The sequence below is a fragment of the Streptomyces sp. SDr-06 genome (assembly GCF_003324565.1).
Classification (GTDB): Bacteria; Actinomycetota; Actinomycetes; order Streptomycetales; family Streptomycetaceae; genus Streptomyces.
The window spans coordinates 1-19,254 of record NZ_QOLA01000024.1 but is presented as its reverse complement, the minus strand read 5'-3'; the positions used below and the strand labels follow the sequence as shown (position 1 = coordinate 19,254).

The following is a 19,254-nucleotide window of genomic DNA, read 5'->3' as shown; positions in this document are numbered from 1 at the left end:
TCGCCTCAAGTGACACCGTGCGGTGGCCCCCCTGCTAAGAAGGCTTCCGCTTTCCGAACGTAGTCGCTGAGTTTCTGCTGGTCAGACATGGTTCTGGCTGCTTGGTGGGAGAGACGACGCATCGTGTCGTCTGTCTGGTGGAGGTTCCGGGTGCCGTCTGTGATGGGGCTGCTGGAGGCCCGGGAGAAGAAGGTGCGGGAAGAGGTCGCACGGTTGCGGGAAGAGGCCGAGCGGGTGCAGGCCGCGCTCGGTGTGGCGGAACGCGCTCTGGAGCGGTTGGAGCTGGCGCGGGTGACGGTCGCGGAAGTGCTGGCCGAGGAGCCTTCGGCTGGGGCGGCGGGGCCGGGGCGGGCCGCGGTGGCGGGCTCGGTCGTGCCGCATCGGGCTGAGGGCGTCGGTGCGGAAGTGCTCGCGCCGGAGTACCAGCAGATCCTGGCGGTGCTCGCCGCACCGGAAGCCGCTGGCGGGATGCGGGCGAAGCAGCTCGCGGTCCAGTTGGGGTGGCAGACGACTCCGGCGGGGGTGGAGGGAGTGCGCTCGCGGGTGAAACGGCTGACGGCCCGGGGCTGGGTCGCGGAGCTCCGGCCGAACGTGTTCGGCGCGGTCAGGCCGGCGGTGTCGGCTGCCGTGGGATGAAAGCGTGCCGGCGGCGCCCGGCCAGGCGGCTGCTCATGAGCATGGTCATCGACCACAGCACCATCGCCTCGTGCATGGCGGGCAGGGTCTCGTAGTCGCGGACCAGGCGGCGTGAGCGCATCAGCCAGCTCAGCGTGCGCTCCACCACCCACCTGCGCGGCAGTACGACGAACCCGCTTGTGTCGTCGGAGCGTTTGACGATTTCGACGGGGAGGCCGAGTTCCTCGGCGGCCCAGTCTACGAGCCGGCCCGCGTAGCCGCCGTCCGCCCACACCAGCCGGATCGCGAAGTGCAGCTTGCGCAGCCACTCCAGCAGCGGGACGGCAGCGTCGCGGTCCTGCACGCTCGCCGCGGTGACCAGCACCACCAGAACCAGGCCGAGGCAGTCGACCGCCAGGTGCCGCTTGCGCCCGCCCACTCTCTTCCCGCCGTCCCACCCGGACGTCGAGCGCGGGACGTTCGCTGCTGCCCGCACCGACTGCGAATCCACGATCGCGGCCGTCGGGTCCACGCTGCGGCCCTCCTTCACGCGCACGCGGTCCCGCAGCCGGTCGTGAAACTCAGCCAGCAGCCCCCCGGCCTGCCAGCGGCGAGCGAAGGCATGCACCCGCCGGTAGGGCGGGAAGTCCTTCGGGAGGTTTGCCCACTTCGCACCGTTGTCGACCACGTATCGGACCGCGTCCAGCATCACGCGGTGGCAATAGCCCTCCGGACGGCCGCCCCGGCCCTCCAGCCACGCCGGCACCGGCAACGACGCCCGCACCACCTGCCACTCCGCCCCGGTCATGTCCGACGCGTAAGACGGGGCACGGTCCGGCTGGTCCGAGGCATTCCCGAACCTGTGCGCGAGGCAGTCACACGACCGGGACGGCACGTTGGACTCGGCAGGCATGAGCGCGAAAGACTGTGACAACAGGGCCTCCTGGAACAGCTCGGTTGGGATCGCAACCCCGAGCTACCAAGAGGCCCTTCCTTCATGCACCGACCGCGCGACGATCACCCGAACAGGAACCCTGTTCGACTCATCAAGCCTGCTGAACGGAAAGCGGAAGCCTTCTAAGACAAATGGCGTCCCCCACGAGCCCAGCGAGACGAAGACGCCGGGTCTTCCATTCTCAGTGTCCGGCGGGCGAGCTTGCTCTGCTTCGACAGACACCATTGGTGTGGTGGCCAGGCGGGTCAGCCCTGCAAGTGCCGACAGGTCCATGGCCACGCCCCGACGGAGCGGGTCCTTTTGCGGACGGGTCAACGCCCGGCGGCAGTTCGTCAGCCACTGGCCGACCGGTTTGTCGAGCGCGAGCCGTGCAACGGCGACATAGCCATCCCCCTCTCGGCTTCACTTCCGGTTACCGGACCACGGCCGCGTTGTCGATCGCCTGTTCACAGCTGGGTCGGGAGCGGTTTCCGGCCGACCCCCATAGGCGCGAGGTCGTGCCTTGTACCCAGTGCCTCTGACGTTGCCGTAACGGACCCCCTTGCGAAGTCGACGCCGAGTGCTGCGAGCCGTGTGAGCTGCTGGCCGCTCCGCCCATCGCGGCGGTCTGGTTCGAGTGCCACAGGCCGAGCCGTACGGCGTACTCCTGGCCGTCTTTGACGACGTGCTCGGCGTGCTGACGCGGGAGCACGGTGCGCTGCTCTTGCTCGGTGTACTGCGCGAGGGCCGCCGAGCCGCCGGAACCCCTCGGCATCCCGCGCCGCTCCGGCCGCCGCGGGCTCGCTCTCGAGCCGTCCGACGTGGACGCGTGCCTGCCGGCCGAGGTGGGGGCCGCCTCGATGCCGAGCGCACCGCGTCGCTTTTCCTGTTCGGCGTTGAGGCGGTACCAGTCCCGCCGTTGGAGGGTGAGCCAGGGCCGATGTCGTCACCCTGCCAGGTCACCTTGGGCATGATTCCCTTCAGCAGCGCCCCTGCGGCCAGCAGGTCTGGAGATCCATGTAGTTGCGCTGTCAGCCGCGCCGGGCCGAATTCCATTCCGGGTCGACCGCATCGAGCTGCTCGGCGCGCTCCTTGGCGCGTGTGGGGTGCCTGCTGAGCCTGGATAGTCGCTGGTCAGGCTGCGGGGCAAGCGGTGCAAGTGCGCTGTCAGAGGCCGGGGCCCGGGCTTGGCGTCCGTTGCGCAACGGCGCGAGCAGCCTGGCGTATGGCGCAGATCGCGGGCAGGGCGTTGTTCTTGGGCATCCAGGCCAGGGCGGCGGTGCTGGGTGATAAGTCCGATACCTCTACGTAGTGCACGCCGGGGCGGGGGTAGAAGTTCCGTGCGGCGGCGGGCAGGAAGGCCATGGCTTCGCCGTGGGCCACGGCCAGGAACAGTCCCTCCACATCATGGACAACAGGCCCGTAGCGCACGGGGGTGCCGTTCGGGCGCGGGTCGACGGCCCAGAAGTTCCACCAGGTACGCGGGCATTCGGGCGGGACCTCGACGACGGGGCGTTCTGCCAGTTCTGCCACGGTGACGCTGGTCCGTCCGGCGAGCGGGTCATCGGCAGACAGACAGGCCACACGCGGCTCGGTGGCCAGCGTCAACGTCTCGATGCCCGGCGGTATGGGCGAGACGAGGAAAGCGACGTCGACTTCACCCTCGGTCAGCGCCAGGACATGACGTGCGATGTCGAGACTGCACACATCGAGCTCGAGAGCAGGGTGCCGGGCGCGGAGTTCCGCCAGAACAGCGCGCGTATAGGGCTGCTGCGCCTCCGCCCCGATGGAGCCGATCACCAGCCGGCCCTGAATCTGCCGGACCTGGGTCTGCGCAACGTGACGAACACGATCCATCGCCTCCACTGCCGTTCGCGCTTCCGGCAGCAGCGCCTGGCCTGCCGGCGTGAGTTCCACCCGACGGCTCGAACGAGCCAACAACTGCACCCTGAGACGCCGTTCAAGAGCACGGATCTGGCGGCTGAACGCGGGCTGACTGATGAACATGCGCTGCGCTGCGTAACCGAAGTGCAACTCCTCGGCCAGCACCAGGAACAGGCGCAACTGATGCACGCTCGGTTCGCGGGCGGAGCCGGTTGCCGAGGCCCTCTCGCTTCCGGCTTGTCCGTCCCTGGTCGAGCCGTCCATGCCCATCACGGTATCAATGGGCCCTCGGTCGGCATCGGGTTTCTCTTTACCCGCACCGGTGTGCGCGGTCAGGATGGGGCCACACCGCCTCAGTGCCGCTCGGAAAGTACGGAAGGTCTGTGCTGTCCACGGCAGCACAGCAGCGCCATCTCGCGAGGAAAGCAGGGCCGATGCCACGACACACCACGGGCCCCATGCTCTCCGTCGCGTCGTTGACCGGCGTGGCCTGGGGCCTTCCCGCAGGCCCCGGCGGGGATAGAAAGGGATAGGGGCTCCGGGCCGACTGCCCATCGGCGCGTTCGCACCCGTGGGCGTCAGAGGCACATCCGACCGCCAGGGCCGCCAACAGGCTGCCACTAAAGGGGAACTCCATGCATCGCCGGATCAACGCTGCCGTCACCACGGTAGCGCTCCTGACCGTCGGCTTCACCGTCACCGCCGCGGCCGTGCCTGTGTCAGCGGCACCCGTGCCCGCCGCGACTGCACGTCCGGCCTCAGCAAGCACCATCTACTGCCCGGGCGACGTTGACTTCACCGGAACGAGCATCCGCATCCGGTCAGCCCCGGACCTGGGCTCCTCCACCAGGGGCTACGGCAGTCACCACGACTGCTTCACCGGAGGCTTCCAGACCACCGGCGCGAGCGTGAACTGTGGGACAAACTCGACCAACCAGTGGCAGTACGGAACGAATCGCCGCACCCATGTCGCCGGATACGTCAGCTGGTGCTACCTGGAAGTCGACGGGACCGGCTGACAGTCGTCCGGTCCCACGGCGCAGGTTCTGACGCTGCGGGCCGACCGGTCGGACAGGACATGCATCTTGGAACCGGGACGGATCGCCCGCAAGGGCATCGAGTCCAGCGAGCGTCTGGGACGCCATCTCGCTCGCCGGCTCGTCCTCACCGAACGTCTCTTGAACGCGACCTCCGGCCGGCGCAGGAAGTCGGTGGCCACGGCCGCCGCGACTGCCTCGTCATCACCGGTGATCTCCTGGATCGCCTCGACCTTCTCCTCCAGCGTGACCGGCGTGTCCGGCGTCCAGCCCACCACCCTCTTCGCCGCATCCCCTGACCACCGGAACTCTCCCGTGCGCTCGTTCCACGCGGATTCTTGATGACCTCGAACCGGTCCTCCACCTGCGCCAGAATCCGGTGGACCTCACAGGACACCCCCGCCTGCCGCAACTCCTCGGGCCACTGCGCCGCCACCCACCGCCGGGTGCGCACCGTGTAGCAGGACAGGCCTATCGACTCCGCGAACAGCCGTAACGACTCCCGCACCTCCAGGCCATCACCCTCGACCGGACAGCGCCCGCCCCGCGGACGCATCGGCTCGATCTCTTTGCCGACCGCAGGAGCTCGGATACCGGCTCTGAACTGCGACGATTCATAGACTACATGTCCGTGACGGCGAGTTGGGGCCGATGCCGTAGCTCGTCCGAGTGGTCTCATGGGGCGGCCCGTCCACCGGACGGTAGACGGGCCGTGAAGGGGTTTGGCAAGGCGAGATCACATGGCTGATGTGGGCCTAGGCCCTGTCGTCAAATGATGATCTTGAGTAGTGGATCATGGTCGGGTGATACGTCGCCATGAACTGTCCGATGCCGAGTGGGAGTTTGTCTGTCCGCTGCTGCCGGTCTCCTCGCGGGGCCGGAAGCGGTTGGACGACCGAAAGGTCCTCAACGGGATCGTGTGGAAGTTCCGTACCGGCGTGGCCTGGCGGGATGTGCCCGAGCGGTACGGGTCGTGGGCCACGCTCCACACACGCTTCCGCCGGTGGGCCAGGGACGGCACCTTCGAGCGGATGCTCCGGTCGGCGCAGGCGAAGGCGGACGCGGCCGGCGACATCGACTGGCTGGTGTCGGTCGACTCCACCGTCGTGCGTGCCCACCAGCACGCCGCCGGGGCCCGAAAAGGGGGCACCGCAGCCCCGCGCTCGGACGCTCGCGCGGCGGCCTGACCAGCAAGATCCACCTGGCCTGCGACGGACTCGGCCGCCCGCTCGCCTTCACTCTCACGGGCGGGAACACCAACGACTGCACCCAGTTCACCGCCGTCATGGAGGCGATACGGGTGCCCCGGATCGGCCCGGGGCGCCCCCGGGTGCGGCCCGCCCATGTGCTGGGCGACAAGGGCTACAGTTCGAAGGCGATCCGGACCTGGCTGCGACGGCGCGGCATCGGCCACACCATCCCCGAACGGGCCGACCAGGTCCGCAACCGGGCCCGGCGCGGCAGGCAGGGCGGCCGCCCGCCCCGCTTCGACAAACGCCTCTACACACAACGCAACATCGTGGAACGGTGCTTCAACCGCCTCAAACAGTGGCGCGGCATCGCCACCCGCTACGACAAAACCGCCGAGTCCTACCAGGCAGCCGTCACCCTCGCCTCGCTCCTGATGTGGGCGTGACACTTTGACGACAACTCCTAGCCGCGGCCGGGGCCGTCGTGGTAGTCGGGCCGAGCCAGCAACACGGAGTTGAAGTAGTAGCCCTGCTCGTCGTCCGGCTCGTCATCACCGGCGAAGGGGTGCCAGAAACTGAGCAGTAGGTCCGGCGCGACGAATGACGCGGGGTCCTCGTCGTCAGCGGCGATGGCCGTGACGTCGGACATTTGGGTCACGACCTCGCGGGCCGGCAGGCCGAAGACATCGATTCCGCGGAAGGACGCGACGTCCGACGGTTCAGAAGGGCGTCCCAGCTCTACGGATTCCAGCTGGTCACGCGCGCATCCCGGTACGTCTCGGAGGAGTTCGCCCAAGTCTGCACCGACCTCGGCGTGGTCAGATCGCGCGGCGCGGTGGGCACGAGCTCGGACAACCCCGCCGCCGAATCGTTCACCGCGACCATGAAACGCGAGACCCTCCAGGGCGGGAAACGCTGGTCAGGAGCCCGCGATGCCCGTCTCGCGGCCTCCCGGTGGGCTACCCGCTACCACACCAGAAGAAGGCACTCCAGCATCGGCCAGATCAGCCCGAACGCCTTCGAACAATAATCAGCTACGCTGACCGCCGCCGCATGACAACCGGTGTCCACGATCTTGGGTCGCGGCCCCGTCAGAGCCAGTTACGGTTGGCGCAGCCCGGCACTGACCATCCGGCCGGCACGTTGGACGGCGTTCGCCAACTTAGTGATGTCATGCGAGGGCGCGGCCATGGCACAGACTGCTCCGACGATGTCGCCGTGTGGGGTGGTCACTGGCGCGGCTGCGCAGCACACTCCAGGGATCAGCTCCTCCCGGTCCAGGCACACCTGTTTTTCCCTGATGGCTGAAGCCTCGCGTGTCCAGGTTGCCGGCAGGTGGCTCAGTGGCGCTTCGGGCGGGGCGAATGCCACCAGGAGTTTGCCTGCGGCTGTAGTCCATGGCCAGCTCGCGCCCGGGCGGACCGGGGCCAGATGGTCCACTATGCCGGGAACGCCGAAAGCGGCCAGCGTCCGCCCCTCACGCACCACGCAGATCGCTACCGAGGCGTCGGTGGCGGCTGCCAGTTTCCGGATCGGGGTGTTCGCTGCGGCGCGAAGTCGTGGATGCGGTTGCCACCCCAGGCCTAGACGGAACATCCGAGGACCCATCCGGTAGCGGCAGCCGCGATGCTCAACGGCGCCCAGCTCGGCCAGCTGCTCCAGGAGCCGATACGCCGTGGCCTTGGGTAGTCCGGCGCCGGCCGACAGTGCTGTGAGTCCGGCTTCCTCGGCCTCCTTGAGCGCGTCCAGCAGTGCAAAGGCCCCCTCCAGCACTCCGCGCCCGCGAGACGGCCTTTCACCTGCGAAGTCTGCTGCAGAGCCAGCCATCTGATGCCCCCTTGGTTTTCCCGTGGGAGCCGATTTCACAGGACAGGGCTAAACACATCATAAATTCCCCCCAGTGGCGGAACCAGAAGTACCACTTCCGGATATGTGCAATTTTTGAGCCCGTGGTAAATCTGGTTCTGTTGTGGCAGGAGGGGCCTGGCCACTCTGCCGCGTGCGGGTCGAGTTTCTGGTTTGGAGGGTCCACTCAGCGGACCGCCGTTCGCCCTGTTGGTGAGTCTTCGCTAGGCTGGGCGCCGTCTCAATTCTCGGCATTACGAATCGATGGCGGGGCGATAATGTGTCGCGCCCCGGGGTGAGTATTGCATTGGATAGGATATCGAAATTCCAGTCACGGCTTCCATTTCGGTACAAGCTGGTGCGAGTGAAGATTCCTGGAGAGATATCCCTTTGCGTTGACCGCCTGCTCCATGTGAAGACGTGCTTAAAAGGTGCTTCGGTAAGCGTGTCACCGTCGTGCCGGAAAATTCCCTGGCGGGAAATGTGTGCTGCACGGTTGTGCCTGGCGAACAAGGAGTGGATCTATGTCGAGCCGAGTGGCGACCATCTCCGGTGGCCCGAACGTCATCGTCTGGGATATCACTTACGCCTGTCCGCTGCGATGTACGCACTGTTATTCCGAATCGGGACGGCGTGCTTCGAAGCAGCTCTCCCTCGTGGACATGCTGCGGGTCACGGAGGCGATGCTGGCGCTGTGTCCGGCGGCCATCGTGCTCGCGGGCGGCGAACCCCTGGTGGTGAAAGGCGTGCAGGAGGTCGTCGACCGCATGGTCGACGCCGGTGTGGAACCTCATCTCTACACCGGTGGATGGTCGCTGGGCCCGTCGGTGGTCGAGGACGTACTGGTGAAATGTGCGGACGTCAGTGTGAGCGTCGACGGTGCGACGGCAGAGGTCCATGACGCCGTCCGCGGCCGGGCGGGCTCCTTCGACCGTGCCATGGCCACTCTGGAGCTGCTCGACCGGTGGGCCGCCCGCCAGCGGGCCCGTAACGCCAAGCGATGTGCATTCGCGCTGGATGCGACCCTCGTGCGCAGCAGCTTCCACCAACTGGAGTTGTTCTGCACCGATATTGCTCCGCGGTTTCCGGAGCTGCATCAGTTGTCCTTCGGTGCGGCCATGCCGATCGGGCTGGCCAGCCGTCCTGGGTTTGCCGAGCATGATCTCCTCACCGATGAGCAGGCCGATCTCCTGGTCGATCCTCAGCACATCGAATGGCTTCGCTCCCTCGTGCCGCCATCGGTCCACGTATCGGTCACCGACAATCGTCTGCTGCGCTACCACCCCGATCTCCTCGCGCAAGGCCGCATCCCCGCGATGCAGGTGGAACCGGACGGCCGGGTACGGGCGATGGCGATATACGAGGGCACCGTGGGCAGCCTGCTCACGGATCCACCGATGGAGCTGTGGAGGCGCTCGGTCGCGAGGTGGAGCGACCCATTCGTTGTCGAAACCCTTTCGCCCGTCTACACCATGCAGGACTGGGCTGTGGCGACTCGCCGGATCGACTACCACTTCGGCACGGACGACGACCGTGCCCGTATCGACGCCCGTCCGCTCGTCCTCTCCCAAGCCCTTCCCGCCGGATGAACACGAAGTGCCCCGCGGGAAGCAGTTCATTCGCTGCGACGCTGAAAGGAGGTGTATTCGCATGGAATTCGACGTGACTGCCCTGCAGGTCCTGGAGGAGCCCGAGCCCGAGCTCGGCCTGTTCCCGTGCTGCGGCACCTGCTGAGTGCCACCGGTCCGGCCCGCTTCCCACACCGATCGTGCGTGGGGGCGGGCCGGACCCCCTGTCGGTGACCGCAACGGAGAAGCGATGTCTCACTTTCATTTCCGGCATGTGCGGCTCGCGCCCGTACCCGCAGCGACCAAGGCCGTCGCGGCAGCCGTTGCGTTGGGCGCGGGGCTGCTGCTTCCGGTGGCATTGGCCCGTGTGGTCGACCGGACACTGGCGGGCGGCGACACCGATCTCTTGTTGCTGGTGTTCGCCGGACTGTTGCTGCTGCGCGTGGTGGCCGAGGCGGGCGGTGAGATGGCAGGGGTCTTGGCAGAGACCTCGGTACTCGGCCGGCTGCGCTACCGGCTGGTGCGGCAGGTGTTCATGCTGGGGGTGCCCGGTTCCCGGCGCCATGCGCTTGGCGACCTGATCGCTCGCCTGACCGGAAATGCCGCGTCGGCGGCCAAGGCGGTGCCCTATCTGGTCGAAGTCGGGGTGGAGATCCTGGGAGCGGCCTGCGGGGCGGCGGCCCTGTGCTGGATCGACTGGGAGGCCGGTCTCACCTTTCTGATCACCGCGGCCCCGCTGGCGTTCACGATCCGGCGGCTCGCCCAGCGGTCGTCCAGCGCGTTCGCCGAATATCTCGTTCACCTCTCCGCCATCGCGGCCCGGTTGGCCGATGCGGTCTCCGGGCGAAGGACCATTCGCGCCTGCGGAACCGGGCGCCGGGAAGCCACGCGGGTTCTGTCTCCGCTGACGGAGCTGGCGCGAGCGGGAATGGCCACCTGGAAGGTCCGGCGCGCTGTCTCCTGGCAGGTGGCGTTCGCTCAGACTGCCATCCGGATCCTCGTCCTGCTGGTCGCCGGGACGGGTGTCGCCGACGGCCGGATCTCCCCGGGCGCCTTCTTCGCGCTGACCCTGTACCTCACCATTGCCCTGGGGTTCGTCCAGCAGGTGGACACCCTGCTCTTCCTTGCCGACGCGCGGGCCGGTGCCGCCCGCGTCCAGGAGCTGCTGGCAGAGCCGTCGTCAGCTGGCGGAGGGACTGCTCAACTTCCCGCTGGACAAGGAGAGTTGTCCTTCCGCAGAGTCTCGGTCCGCCACGGCGACCGAACCGTGCTGGACGCCGTCAGCCTGGACGTACCGGCAGGGATCGTGCTGGCGGTCGTGGGCCCGTCGGGCAGCGGCAAGACCGCTCTCGGGCTGCTCGCGGGCGGGCTGGTCGATCCCGACGAGGGTGAGGTGCTGCTGGAGGGCGTCCCGCTGCGTGCCCTGGATCCCGGAGCCGTCCGCGCGGCCGTGGGGTACGCCTTCGACCGCCCGGTTCTGCTCGGCGACACCATCGGTGACGCCATCGGCTTCGGGAACCAGGCGAGGGGCAAGGTCGAACGCGCGGCCGGGATCGCCCAGGCCGAGGACTTCATCCGCAGGCTCCCGGACGGGTTCGACACCAGGCTCGACCAAGCTCCGCTCTCCGGCGGTGAGTTGCAGCGGCTGGGGCTGGCCCGGGCGATCGCACATCAAGGACGAGTGCTGGTTCTGGACGACGCCACTTCCAGTCTGGATTCCGTCACCGAAGCCAAACTGGCTGCTGCGTTCGTCGAGGGGTTGGCCGGCCGCACCCGGCTGGTGATCGCGCACCGTGCCATCACGGCGGCGCGGGCCGACCTGGTGGCCTGGCTCGATCAGGGACGCATCCAGGCGGTTGCGGCCCATCACACCCTGTGGGCCACCGAGCCCCGGTACCGTGCCGTCTTCGGGAACGCCGGGTGAACCGGGCCGGGCACACGCTGCTGCTGAGCGTGCTCCGCCAACGGCGGGGAACCCTGGCGCGGATCCTGGTCTGGTCCGTCGTCGAGACCGCTCCCGTGGGAGCTTCGGGGCTGCTGATTTCCACGGCGATCGACCACTTCTTGTCGCATGACGTGCTGCCCGCCGCCGAGGCCCTCACCGCGCTGCTGGCGGCCGCGCTAGTCGGGGCGGCGGCCACCCGCCGGCTCTTCCCATTGATGGCCGCGGTCATCGAACCGGTGCGGGACACGTTCGTGATCGCGCTGGTGGAGGGGGTGCTGGCCGATGCAGTGAAGTCGGACCGCCCGCCGGATCTGGCCTCCGTCGCCCGGCTCACCGAACAGGTGCAGACCGTCCGGGAAGTCCTGCACGCCCTGCTCCGCATCATCCGCCAGATCGTCTTCGCCTCGGCGGCCGCGCTGGTGGGACTGAGCCTGCTCGCCCCGCTGACCGCCGTGATCAGCGGCGGGCTGGTGCTGGCGGCGCTGGCGCTGTTCGCCTGGCTGCTGCCCGGCCTGGCCGCGCGTCACAAGGCGGTGCTGCTCGCCGAAGAGGAAGTGGCCCAGCGGGCGGGCACCGCTTTCAGCGGGGTGCGCGACGCGATCGCCTGCGCGGGCGAGCACCGGGTCATCGCAGGCATCGACCAGGCAGTGGACGAACAGCGGCGACGTGCCCGTGCGCTGGCCCGGGCGACCGCCGCACGGACGCTGGTGGTCTTCGTCGGAGGCCAGCTGCCGGTGATCGTCCTGCTGGCCTCCGCGCCTTCACTGCTGCACCGCGGCTACCTGAGCGTCGGCGAGCTGGCCGGCGCAGTCACCTATCTGACGGTCGGTCTGGAACCGGCGCTGCGCAAGCTGCTGGAGGTGATGGCCACCTGGGGACTGGAGATGGCGGTGAGCATCACCCGGCTCGGGGAGGGGTTCGCCGAGCCTGCCGGGACACCTACCGCAAGCCCCGCCCCTGACACATATGACCTCGAGGTCGACGGCCTCACGTTCGCCTACGGGCCGCACGCCATTCCGATCGTCCAGGACCTCCACTGCTCTGTGCCGGAGGGGAGTCATCTGGCGGTCGTCGGACCCAGCGGCATCGGCAAGTCCACGCTGGCCGGGCTGCTCACCGGGCTGCTGACGGCGCAGCGTGGACGGGTCCTGCTCGGCGGCGACGACATCAGCGGCGTCGACCAGCGTGAACTGCGCCGGTTCGTGGCCTTGATCCCGCAAGAGGCGTACGTCTTCGCCGGCACGCTCCGGGAGAACCTGACCTACTTGGCGCCCCGGGCCACCGAGACCGAGATCGCCGAGGCCCTGACTGTGGTCGGCCTGCGGCCGGTGACCGACCGGCTGGGCGGGGTCGACACCAGGGTCGGCGCGGGCGGCGCCGAACTCTCGCAGGGCGAGCGGCAACTCGTCGCGCTGGCTCGGGTGTACCTCTCTCCCGCCCGGCTGGTGATCCTGGACGAAGCCACCTCCGGGCTCGATCAGGAGGCCGAGGCGAAGGCCGAGGCCGCATTCGCCCGAAGGCCCGGAACGCTGATCGTCATCGCGCACCGGATCAGCTCCGCCCGCCGCGCCGACCGGGTGCTCCTGCTGGACGGGTGCACCGCTCGCTTCGGTACTCATGACCAGCTGGCCGCCGCGTCCGCGCTCTATGCCGACCTGGTCGGCAATTGGGACCACGAGCATGGCTGTCCGCTGACGTATTCCGGCAACAGAGGAGAGAAGGATGCTGGTCGCTGACCGTCCTGGCTACATTCTGTGGGACATCACCTACAACTGCCCGCTGCGCTGTGTGCACTGCTACTCCGAGTCGGGCAGGAGGCCGTCACGGCAACTGAGCCTGCGGGACAACCTCCGTGTCGCGGACGCGATCGTCTCGCTCGCCCCAGACAACGTTGGGCTGGGCGGTGGTGAAGCACTTGTGGTGCCAGGGATCTTCGAGATCATCGAACGGATCACGAGCGCCGGGATCGGGGTGTACCTCTACACCGGAGGATGGCCGCTGCGGGAGCGCGCGATGGAAGAGATCCTACGGTTGCGGCCTCAGGTGAACATGAGTATCGACGGGGCGACAGCCGAGGTCCACGACCGGATCCGCGGCCGGGCCGGTTCGTTCGACCGTGCCATGAAGGCGCTGCAACTGCTGGACGATGCATCGTGCGAGGCGCGGCGACGCGGTGACCCATCGCCGGTGTTCGGCATCGACAGCACGGTCCTGCAAAGCAGCTTCGGCCAGCTGGAACTGTTCTGCAGTGAAGTGGCCCCCCGCTTCCCAGAGATGAGCTTCCTCTACCTCAGCGCCGTGGTGCCCTCCGGGCTCGCCAACCGTCAAAGCTTCGTGGAGCAGGAACTGCTCAGCGATGAGCAGGCCGCCTGGCTGGCCTCGCCCGAACTCGCCGAGCGCCTGAAGTCCCTGGCACCTGCCTCGCTTGAACTGTCCCTGTCCGACAACTGGGGTACGAGCATGCACCCCGACCGGATCGCGGCGGGAAACTTCTTCGCCGCGATGGCCGTGGAACCAGACGGAGCCGTGCGGGCTATGTGCATCTACGAGGGAGTGGTGGGCAACATCCTCGAGGACGACCCGCGGCTGCTCTGGAAACGCTCGGTCGCACGTTGGCACGACCCCTTCGTGGTGGACACCCTCAAACCGGTCCGCACCATGCGGGAGTGGGCCGAGGCCGCCCGCCGGATCGACCACCGCTTCGGCACCGACGACGACCGGGCCCGCATCGCGGGGCGCCCGGAACTCTCGGCAGCGCTGTCGCTCCGAGGACGATCATGACCGTCGACGATCTGCTGCTCATCGACTGCGCCCAGGCGGCACTCGCCCGCCACGACGGCCTCGGCTGGCAGGCCAGGCCGGACACGTTCTGGTGCTACGTCGAGCCCCCGGGCGGGCGCTCGGTACGACAGGGGTGGAAACTACACCTCTCCGCGACCCCCTTGTCCGCGCCCCTGGTCCTGGCCAGAGCGGCGGACGTGCTGCTGCGCCGGACCTGCCCGTTCAAGTTCGCGAAAACCCTTGCAGAGGTCGAAGAGCTCGGCTCCCGGCTGTGCAACCGGGGCACGGGCGGCAAGTTCCTCACCGCGTACCCCGAGTGCGACCAAGAGGAGCTCGGGGAGCTGGCCGAAGAGCTGCACCGGGCGACCGCCGGCCTGCCTGGGCCGGGGATCCTCTCGGACCGGCCCTACCGGCCCGGCAGCCTGGTGCACTACCGGTTCGGAGTGTTCACCGGAGTGCCGATGCTGGGCAACGACGGCAGCTACGAGGCGATGCTGATCGCCCCGGACGGCCGGCTGGTGCCTGACGAGCGCAAGGCGTGGTTCTCACCGCCCTCGTGGGCTTCGCCCGACCCCTTCCACCCCCTGGCAGAGGCCGCCCCCACGGTCCCCAGACCCGTGCTGCTCGATGGCCGTTACCTCGTCCGGAAAGTCATCCGCCATGCCTTCACCGGAGGCGTATTCCTGGGCTCCGATCAGATGACCGGGGCCGAGGTCGTCATCAAGCAGGCCCGGGCGCACACCGGGGCGGGATTGGACGGGCAGGACATCCGTGACCGGCGACGACACGAAGCGGAACTGCTGGCACGGTTCGCCCCCTCAGGCCGGACCCCGCACCCCGTCGGCGTCTTCGAGCAACAGGGCGACCTGTTCCTCGTACAGGAGTCACTGCCGGGCGTCTCCTTGCGCCAGTGGGTACGCGAGAACCTCGAACCGGACGACGGCGGGGCGTGGGGCGGGCCGGTCTCCCAACTGCGCGACATCGCCAGCGAACTCGTGAACCTGCTGCGGCTAGTGCAGGACAGCGGTTTCGTCACCCAGGACTTCACCCCCGACAACGTCATGATCCTGGCAAACAGGGAGCTGCGCCTGATCGACCTCGAGCAGCTCGCCGAGCCCGGCACCCAGGTCAAGCGGTCCCACACTCCGGCGTATGCCGCACCGGAGCGGCTCGGCGCACCACCGTCCGGGTCCGCCCCCGCACCTTCCGCCGCTCTGTACAGCCTGGGTGCCACCTTGTTCTACCTGGTCAGTGGCGCCGACCCGGCACTGCCCCCGGACGAACCACAGGAGCGGACCGCTGCCGAGCGCATTGCGCACTGGCTCCAGCGGATTGCCCCGCGCAACGCCGCAGCGCGGCTGATGGCACCGGTCATCGTCGCCCTCATGGATGCGGTTCCGCAGCGACGCCCCGGTCTCGACGCCGTGCGCGCCCTCCTCGTCGAAGCGGAAGGTCCCGAGGCGCGCCCCACGGCCAGCCGGATCGGCGACCACGACCTGGACCGCCTGATCTCCGACGGATTCGCCCACCTATGGGACACCATGGACCCGGCAGACGACCAGCGCCTGTGGCCAACGGGTCGGAACGACAGGGGAACCGATCCCCTCAACGTCCAACACGGCAGCGCTGGTGTACTCGGCGCGCTGGTCCGCGGCTGCCAGGGCGAGCCGGCGCTCGTGGAAGCCGTCCAGGCCGCGGCCGACTGGACAGCGCGCCGCGTCGGACGCGAACCACGCGCGCTGCCCGGCCTGTACTTCGGCCGATCCGGAACGGCCTGGGCACTGCTGGAAGCCGGCCAGCTCCTCGGCGACGACCGGTTGCGCCGACTGGCAGTGGACCTCGCCCAACGGGTGCCCATCCGCTGGCCGAATCCGGATGTCTGCCATGGGACCGCCGGAGCTGGCCTCACCCAGCTGCGATTCTGGGAGGCAACTGGAGGAGAACAGTTCCTGGCCCGGGCGCGGACCGCAGCCGAAGCGCTCGCCACAGCCGCCGAACACGGGGGCGGACAGGTGAGATGGCCGATCGCCGCCGACTTCGCCTCGGCGCTGGCGGGCGTCGTCCACTATGGCTTCGCCCACGGGGTGGCCGGAGTGGGCACGTTTCTGCTCGCGGCAGGCAATGCAACCGGCGAGCCGCGCTACACGGAGCTCGCCACGTCCGCCGCGGACACGCTGGGCTCCCTCGTACGGTTCGACCGGGGCGCCGCGTACTGGCCCAGCGACGACAAAGGTGGACTCCTGAAGACCAACTGGTGCAGCGGCTCCTCCGGGATCGGCACCTTCCTGATCCGGATGTGGCAGCACTCCGGCGAGGACCGGCACGCCGACCTCGCGGTTCAGGCAGCCCTGGCCGTCCGCCGCTCCCGCTGGCACATGGGAACTTGCCAGTGCCACGGCCTTGCCGGGGATGGCGACTTTCTGCTGGACCTGGCCGAGCTCCTGGGCGACAAGCGCTACCGGGAGTGGGCGGCGGAGCTCGCGGAGAGCATTCAGCCCCGTAACGCCCTGCGCTACGGCCGCATGGTTCTGCCCGACGACACCGGAAGTGCGGTGACAGCGGGCTTCAGTACCGGCCTCAGCGGTGTGCTGGCCTTCCTCACCCGTTTGCGCGACGGCGGCCCCCGGCTCTGGCTTCCCAACTCCCTCATGGTGGGGCCTCGGCCCGAGTTAGCTGCCGCATCCGATCGCGGTGAGTAGGGCCGGGGACTGGCCGGGTGGCTTCCGCCCCGTTTCCAGCCCCCGCCGAGCAGGGCCGAAGATCTCGAGCGGCATGATGGAGCTCTGACCTTGAAGGAGTGCCGCCCATGCGACTGGTTTCTGATCCTGTGTTCGGCGAAGTTGGGTATCACTGCTTCAGCGGAGGAACTGGCCAGCTTGGCACGCGCGGTGGCCGAGGGCGCCGGGTTCATCGGCTCCACGTCACCGCTGGATAGCGACGCCTTGGCAGGGATCGATGTCAGAAGGGCTGTCGGCCCTGGGATTAAAATCGGGCTTGACGCCTCCCGGCAGGTCCTGGTGATCAGCGGCGATCCCGGCGCCAGGGCGATTTTCGCAGCCGATCTCCAGGGCATGGCCACCGCGGAGGACGGTGGTCACCTCCAAATCGGCTACTTCCCCGAGCACCCCTACCTTGTTGAAGAGTCTCTGCCGATCGTGGTCGACAGCCTTCACGGAGGGATGCCGACCCGATGAATGGCGGGAGGATCGATGTGGCGATCAGTGATTGAGGCGACCAGCGAGGTTCAGGTCTGTCGTCACACACGGATCTTGGACACGGCCTGGCCGTTCGGCGCCCGGCGGGGGCCTCGGGTGGTGGCCGGTCCGGGCCGGGCGGGCCCACGGGCTCGGCGCTGGGGGGCGTGGGCGTAGTGGGGGCGGGCCCGTACCGGGGCCAGGGCCTTGCGGGCGGGTGGCTGTACCGGATCGGGCCAGGATGGTCCGGGTGCCACGGTGGTGACGCGGCCGTCGGCGGGGACCAACTCCCATGCAGGCGCCGCGGTTTTGGGGCGACGGCCACGCAGCCCGTGCCGACCAGCACCGCTGGCACCACCGACAGCAGGCGAAGAGCGCGCATCAGGGGCCGTTGGGGGCGAACTGCTGGGCCGGTGGAGATCAGGCCGCGGCCCACCCAGCCGTCCACGCCGGAGCCCTTCATCGCGTGCGCCCCGGACACATCGCGGGTGTAGCCGTGGAAACGGCAGTGCTGGTCGCGGTATCCGATGCACCTTCCCTGCGTTCTTCGACGGGCTTTGGCGGATGACGACCGTGTCCGCGTTGACCGGCAGGGTCTGGGTGCACCAGTACTACTGGGACCCACGTGCCGGCCTGCGCTGGGGCGACGGCCACGCGCTGCCCCATGTAGGCCAAAAAGGCTTTTGAGAAGATAATGTACACATCTTCACCCTTCCGAGCTGCTACTTCAGTCGTAGATCGTTAGGTGCCCTGGTCTGGGCCGGCCGTTTGCAGCCGGTAGTGGCAAGTGCGGGGCCGGTGCTGGTGGCGGCGCGAGTGTGATCAGCGCAGCCGGTGCCTGGCATCGTGCGCTTCGCGAAGGGCCTGGCCAAGGGCATTGATGTCTTGAACGGGCGAAGCTTGGGACGCTGCATTATCTGTAAAATTGCCGGTTCGCAGTAAAGGAGCTCATGGTGAAAATCAGTTGTACCGTGCGAAGTCTCCTGGGACGTGATCTCATGACGCGTGTCCGCTCGTCGGACAGATACGCTCCGCTGGATCCAGTTGTCTCTGCAGGGTGGGTGCTCGACGACGGCGCCACCTTGCTGGCGGAATTTCGTGACTCCTATTTCGGGAGGCGGTCAGACTTTTCGAACATCGGGGCTTGCGAATCGGCGGTAAATGGTCGCGGTATCCCAGATATGGATATCGATGTGATGGGCAGTGGAAGCATCGACATCCTCATGCGAAGAGGGCTCTCTTTTGCTTGGGATGCTCTCCACGAGGCCGTAGATCTGTCGTGGAAGCCGTCGCTGGTGGCCCGTGTTTCCGTAGAGGCGACCCTGATGGATGCGGACATGTACACCGGCTACGTCACCTTCTTCTCGGCCGAGTTCGCCGAACGGATGGGGATGGGCGAGGCCAGCGACTTGCCTGGACTCCAAGTCGCCCTGACTAGCGAAGACTGCGTGACTCCGCTGGCTGACTGACAGACACCAGAGGCTCCACCGGACATGGTCCCGGTGGAACCTCTCCCGTTATCCAGCAAGGGTGCCGGTTCCAGGCAGGACGGCCTTCGTAGTCCACAATCCGAACGCTGAGGACGCGGGGTCTATCTACCGCCTGGATCCAACCAGGCTGGAAGACTGTTGGGTAGGACTGGAACGACGTCTGAAGATGCGGTGGCGGCGGGCGAACTGCTTGCCGAGGCTGAGATCGCCATACTGCGACGCGCCCTCCTGGAGTGGTGCGGCCCGGCCCGATGCAGTGATCAACTGGCCGTCGGGATGGGATTCACGGATGCACAGCACCTGGTTGACCAGTGCCTCGCGCTTCGTAGCACGCTCGCCTCGGACGAGCGGATCTCTCCGGTGGAGTGGGCGCGTGTGCTGCTCGCGGTAGAGATCGTCTTCGTGAGTGACCTGATGGGGTCGGGAGCCGAATGGCCGACGACCACGGGGCTCGACGATGAGTTGACCATCATGGCGCTCCGCGTGATCCATCGGAAGTTGGACAGGACCATCCGCTCCTGCTACGGGAAGACTCCGAGCGGTCACTGACCCATGGGTCACTCCGTACCGCTGTCAATGAGGCAGGGGCGGTCACTCGCGTTGGGGAGTCTGGTCTCTGTTCGTGTGCGACGAGCTGTTATTGAGTGAGGAGGGTGGTGAGGGTGCCGGTGATGAGGAAGGGGCCGTAGGGGATCGCGGTTTTTGGGTGGGCTTTGCGGAGTGCCAGTAGGCCGAGGCTGTAGGTGGCGGCGAGGAGCGGGCCGGCGATGG

17 protein-coding genes and 1 pseudogene are annotated in these 19,254 nt (G+C 68.0%); 13 read left to right on the top strand and 5 right to left on the bottom strand.

Features of this window, described 5'->3' with window-relative positions:
• Positions 1 to 162 precede the first annotated feature (162 nt).
• Positions 163 to 636, top strand: coding sequence for a hypothetical protein (locus DT019_RS32625; RefSeq protein WP_223279866.1), 474 nt, complete (start codon positions 163 to 165; stop codon positions 634 to 636).
• Here the strand turns inward: DT019_RS32625 and DT019_RS32620 are convergent.
• A complete protein-coding gene (locus DT019_RS32620) occupies positions 605 to 1,423 on the bottom strand; it encodes an IS5 family transposase (RefSeq protein ID WP_114040587.1) in 819 nt (272 codons plus the stop codon). The genes DT019_RS32625 and DT019_RS32620 overlap by 32 nt on opposite strands.
• A 1,293-nt stretch (positions 1,424 to 2,716) precedes the next feature.
• Complete coding sequence (locus DT019_RS32605) at positions 2,717 to 3,697, bottom strand: LysR family transcriptional regulator (RefSeq protein ID WP_189390117.1); 981 nt, start codon at positions 3,695 to 3,697, stop codon at positions 2,717 to 2,719.
• Positions 3,698 to 4,068: 371 nt separating this feature from the next.
• Between DT019_RS32605 and DT019_RS32600 the strand changes: the two genes are divergently transcribed.
• Positions 4,069 to 4,452, top strand: coding sequence for a hypothetical protein (locus DT019_RS32600; RefSeq protein ID WP_114040585.1), 384 nt, complete (start codon positions 4,069 to 4,071; stop codon positions 4,450 to 4,452).
• On the opposite strand, the gene DT019_RS41130 is transcribed toward DT019_RS32600, so the two are convergent.
• A complete protein-coding gene (locus DT019_RS41130; protein WP_223279865.1) occupies positions 4,425 to 4,745 on the bottom strand; it encodes a DUF6192 family protein in 321 nt (106 codons plus the stop codon). The genes DT019_RS32600 and DT019_RS41130 overlap by 28 nt on opposite strands.
• A gap of 531 nt (positions 4,746 to 5,276) precedes the next feature.
• Here DT019_RS41130 and DT019_RS32590 point away from each other — a divergent pair.
• Positions 5,277 to 6,106 (top strand): IS5 family transposase gene (locus DT019_RS32590; protein WP_411292760.1). Its coding sequence is split into 2 segments (ribosomal slippage): positions 5,277 to 5,613 and positions 5,613 to 6,106, totalling 831 coding nucleotides; the frame shifts between segments, so codons are not numbered across the junction.
• A 17-nt stretch (positions 6,107 to 6,123) separates the two neighbouring features.
• On the opposite strand, the gene DT019_RS32585 is transcribed toward DT019_RS32590, so the two are convergent.
• Entirely contained in the window at positions 6,124 to 6,309 is a 186-nt protein-coding gene (locus tag DT019_RS32585; RefSeq protein WP_114040583.1) for a hypothetical protein, read from the bottom strand.
• A gap of 117 nt (positions 6,310 to 6,426) precedes the next feature.
• Here DT019_RS32585 and DT019_RS32580 point away from each other — a divergent pair.
• A pseudogene (locus tag DT019_RS32580) lies at positions 6,427 to 6,690 on the top strand (integrase core domain-containing protein); the annotation flags it as partial.
• 71 nt (positions 6,691 to 6,761) lie between these two features.
• On the opposite strand, the gene DT019_RS32575 reads toward DT019_RS32580, so the two are convergent.
• On the bottom strand, positions 6,762 to 7,487 hold the full coding sequence (locus tag DT019_RS32575; RefSeq protein ID WP_114040581.1) for an IclR family transcriptional regulator: 726 nt from the start codon (positions 7,485 to 7,487) through the stop codon (positions 6,762 to 6,764).
• A gap of 542 nt (positions 7,488 to 8,029) precedes the next feature.
• On the opposite strand from DT019_RS32575, the gene DT019_RS32570 reads away from it, so the two are divergent.
• The 9 genes from DT019_RS32570 (at position 8,030) to DT019_RS32535 (ending at position 19,032) form a co-directional block, all read left to right on the top strand.
• The gene (locus DT019_RS32570; protein ID WP_114040580.1) at positions 8,030 to 9,094 is read left to right on the top strand and encodes a radical SAM protein; all 1,065 of its coding nucleotides are present in this window, start codon (positions 8,030 to 8,032) and stop codon (positions 9,092 to 9,094) included.
• A gap of 61 nt (positions 9,095 to 9,155) precedes the next feature.
• A complete protein-coding gene (locus DT019_RS41125) occupies positions 9,156 to 9,239 on the top strand; it encodes an ALQxL family class IV lanthipeptide (RefSeq protein WP_223279873.1) in 84 nt (27 codons plus the stop codon).
• 108 nt (positions 9,240 to 9,347) lie between these two features.
• Positions 9,348 to 10,997, top strand: coding sequence for an ABC transporter ATP-binding protein (locus DT019_RS32565; protein WP_189390113.1), 1,650 nt, complete (start codon positions 9,348 to 9,350; stop codon positions 10,995 to 10,997).
• The gene (locus tag DT019_RS32560; protein ID WP_114040578.1) at positions 10,994 to 12,754 is read left to right on the top strand and encodes an ATP-binding cassette domain-containing protein; all 1,761 of its coding nucleotides are present in this window, start codon (positions 10,994 to 10,996) and stop codon (positions 12,752 to 12,754) included. Before DT019_RS32565 ends, DT019_RS32560 begins: the two co-directional genes overlap by 4 nt.
• A complete protein-coding gene (locus DT019_RS32555; RefSeq protein ID WP_114040577.1) occupies positions 12,741 to 13,799 on the top strand; it encodes a radical SAM protein in 1,059 nt (352 codons plus the stop codon). The genes DT019_RS32560 and DT019_RS32555 overlap by 14 nt, the downstream gene beginning before the upstream one ends.
• Positions 13,796 to 16,498: a class IV lanthionine synthetase LanL gene (gene lanL / locus DT019_RS32550; protein ID WP_114040576.1), complete on the top strand. Its 2,703-nt coding sequence runs from the start codon at positions 13,796 to 13,798 to the stop codon at positions 16,496 to 16,498. The genes DT019_RS32555 and lanL overlap by 4 nt, the downstream gene beginning before the upstream one ends.
• A 90-nt stretch (positions 16,499 to 16,588) precedes the next feature.
• The gene (locus DT019_RS32545) at positions 16,589 to 16,993 is read left to right on the top strand and encodes a hypothetical protein (protein WP_223279864.1); all 405 of its coding nucleotides are present in this window, start codon (positions 16,589 to 16,591) and stop codon (positions 16,991 to 16,993) included.
• 1,061 nt (positions 16,994 to 18,054) lie between these two features.
• Complete coding sequence (locus DT019_RS32540) at positions 18,055 to 18,462, top strand: hypothetical protein (protein ID WP_147267371.1); 408 nt, start codon at positions 18,055 to 18,057, stop codon at positions 18,460 to 18,462.
• A gap of 192 nt (positions 18,463 to 18,654) precedes the next feature.
• Positions 18,655 to 19,032, top strand: coding sequence for a hypothetical protein (locus DT019_RS32535; protein ID WP_114040574.1), 378 nt, complete (start codon positions 18,655 to 18,657; stop codon positions 19,030 to 19,032).
• Positions 19,033 to 19,254 lie beyond the last annotated feature (222 nt).

What these genes read in the sequence shown, in the direction of transcription:
- DT019_RS32625 (WP_223279866.1), top strand. Translation starts at nt 163, where the DNA reads ATGGGGCTGCTGGAGGCCCGGGAGAAGAAGGTGCGGGAAGAGGTCGCA.
- DT019_RS32620 (WP_114040587.1), bottom strand. Translation starts at nt 1,423, where the DNA reads ATGACCGGGGCGGAGTGGCAGGTGGTGCGGGCGTCGTTGCCGGTGCCG.
- DT019_RS32605 (WP_189390117.1), bottom strand. Translation starts at nt 3,697, where the DNA reads ATGGACGGCTCGACCAGGGACGGACAAGCCGGAAGCGAGAGGGCCTCG.
- DT019_RS32600 (WP_114040585.1), top strand. Translation starts at nt 4,069, where the DNA reads ATGCATCGCCGGATCAACGCTGCCGTCACCACGGTAGCGCTCCTGACC.
- DT019_RS32585 (WP_114040583.1), bottom strand. Translation starts at nt 6,309, where the DNA reads ATGTCCGACGTCACGGCCATCGCCGCTGACGACGAGGACCCCGCGTCA.
- DT019_RS32575 (WP_114040581.1), bottom strand. Translation starts at nt 7,487, where the DNA reads ATGGCTGGCTCTGCAGCAGACTTCGCAGGTGAAAGGCCGTCTCGCGGG.
- DT019_RS32570 (WP_114040580.1), top strand. Translation starts at nt 8,030, where the DNA reads ATGTCGAGCCGAGTGGCGACCATCTCCGGTGGCCCGAACGTCATCGTC.
- DT019_RS41125 (WP_223279873.1), top strand. Translation starts at nt 9,156, where the DNA reads ATGGAATTCGACGTGACTGCCCTGCAGGTCCTGGAGGAGCCCGAGCCC.
- DT019_RS32555 (WP_114040577.1), top strand. Translation starts at nt 12,741, where the DNA reads ATGCTGGTCGCTGACCGTCCTGGCTACATTCTGTGGGACATCACCTAC.
- lanL (WP_114040576.1), top strand. Translation starts at nt 13,796, where the DNA reads ATGACCGTCGACGATCTGCTGCTCATCGACTGCGCCCAGGCGGCACTC.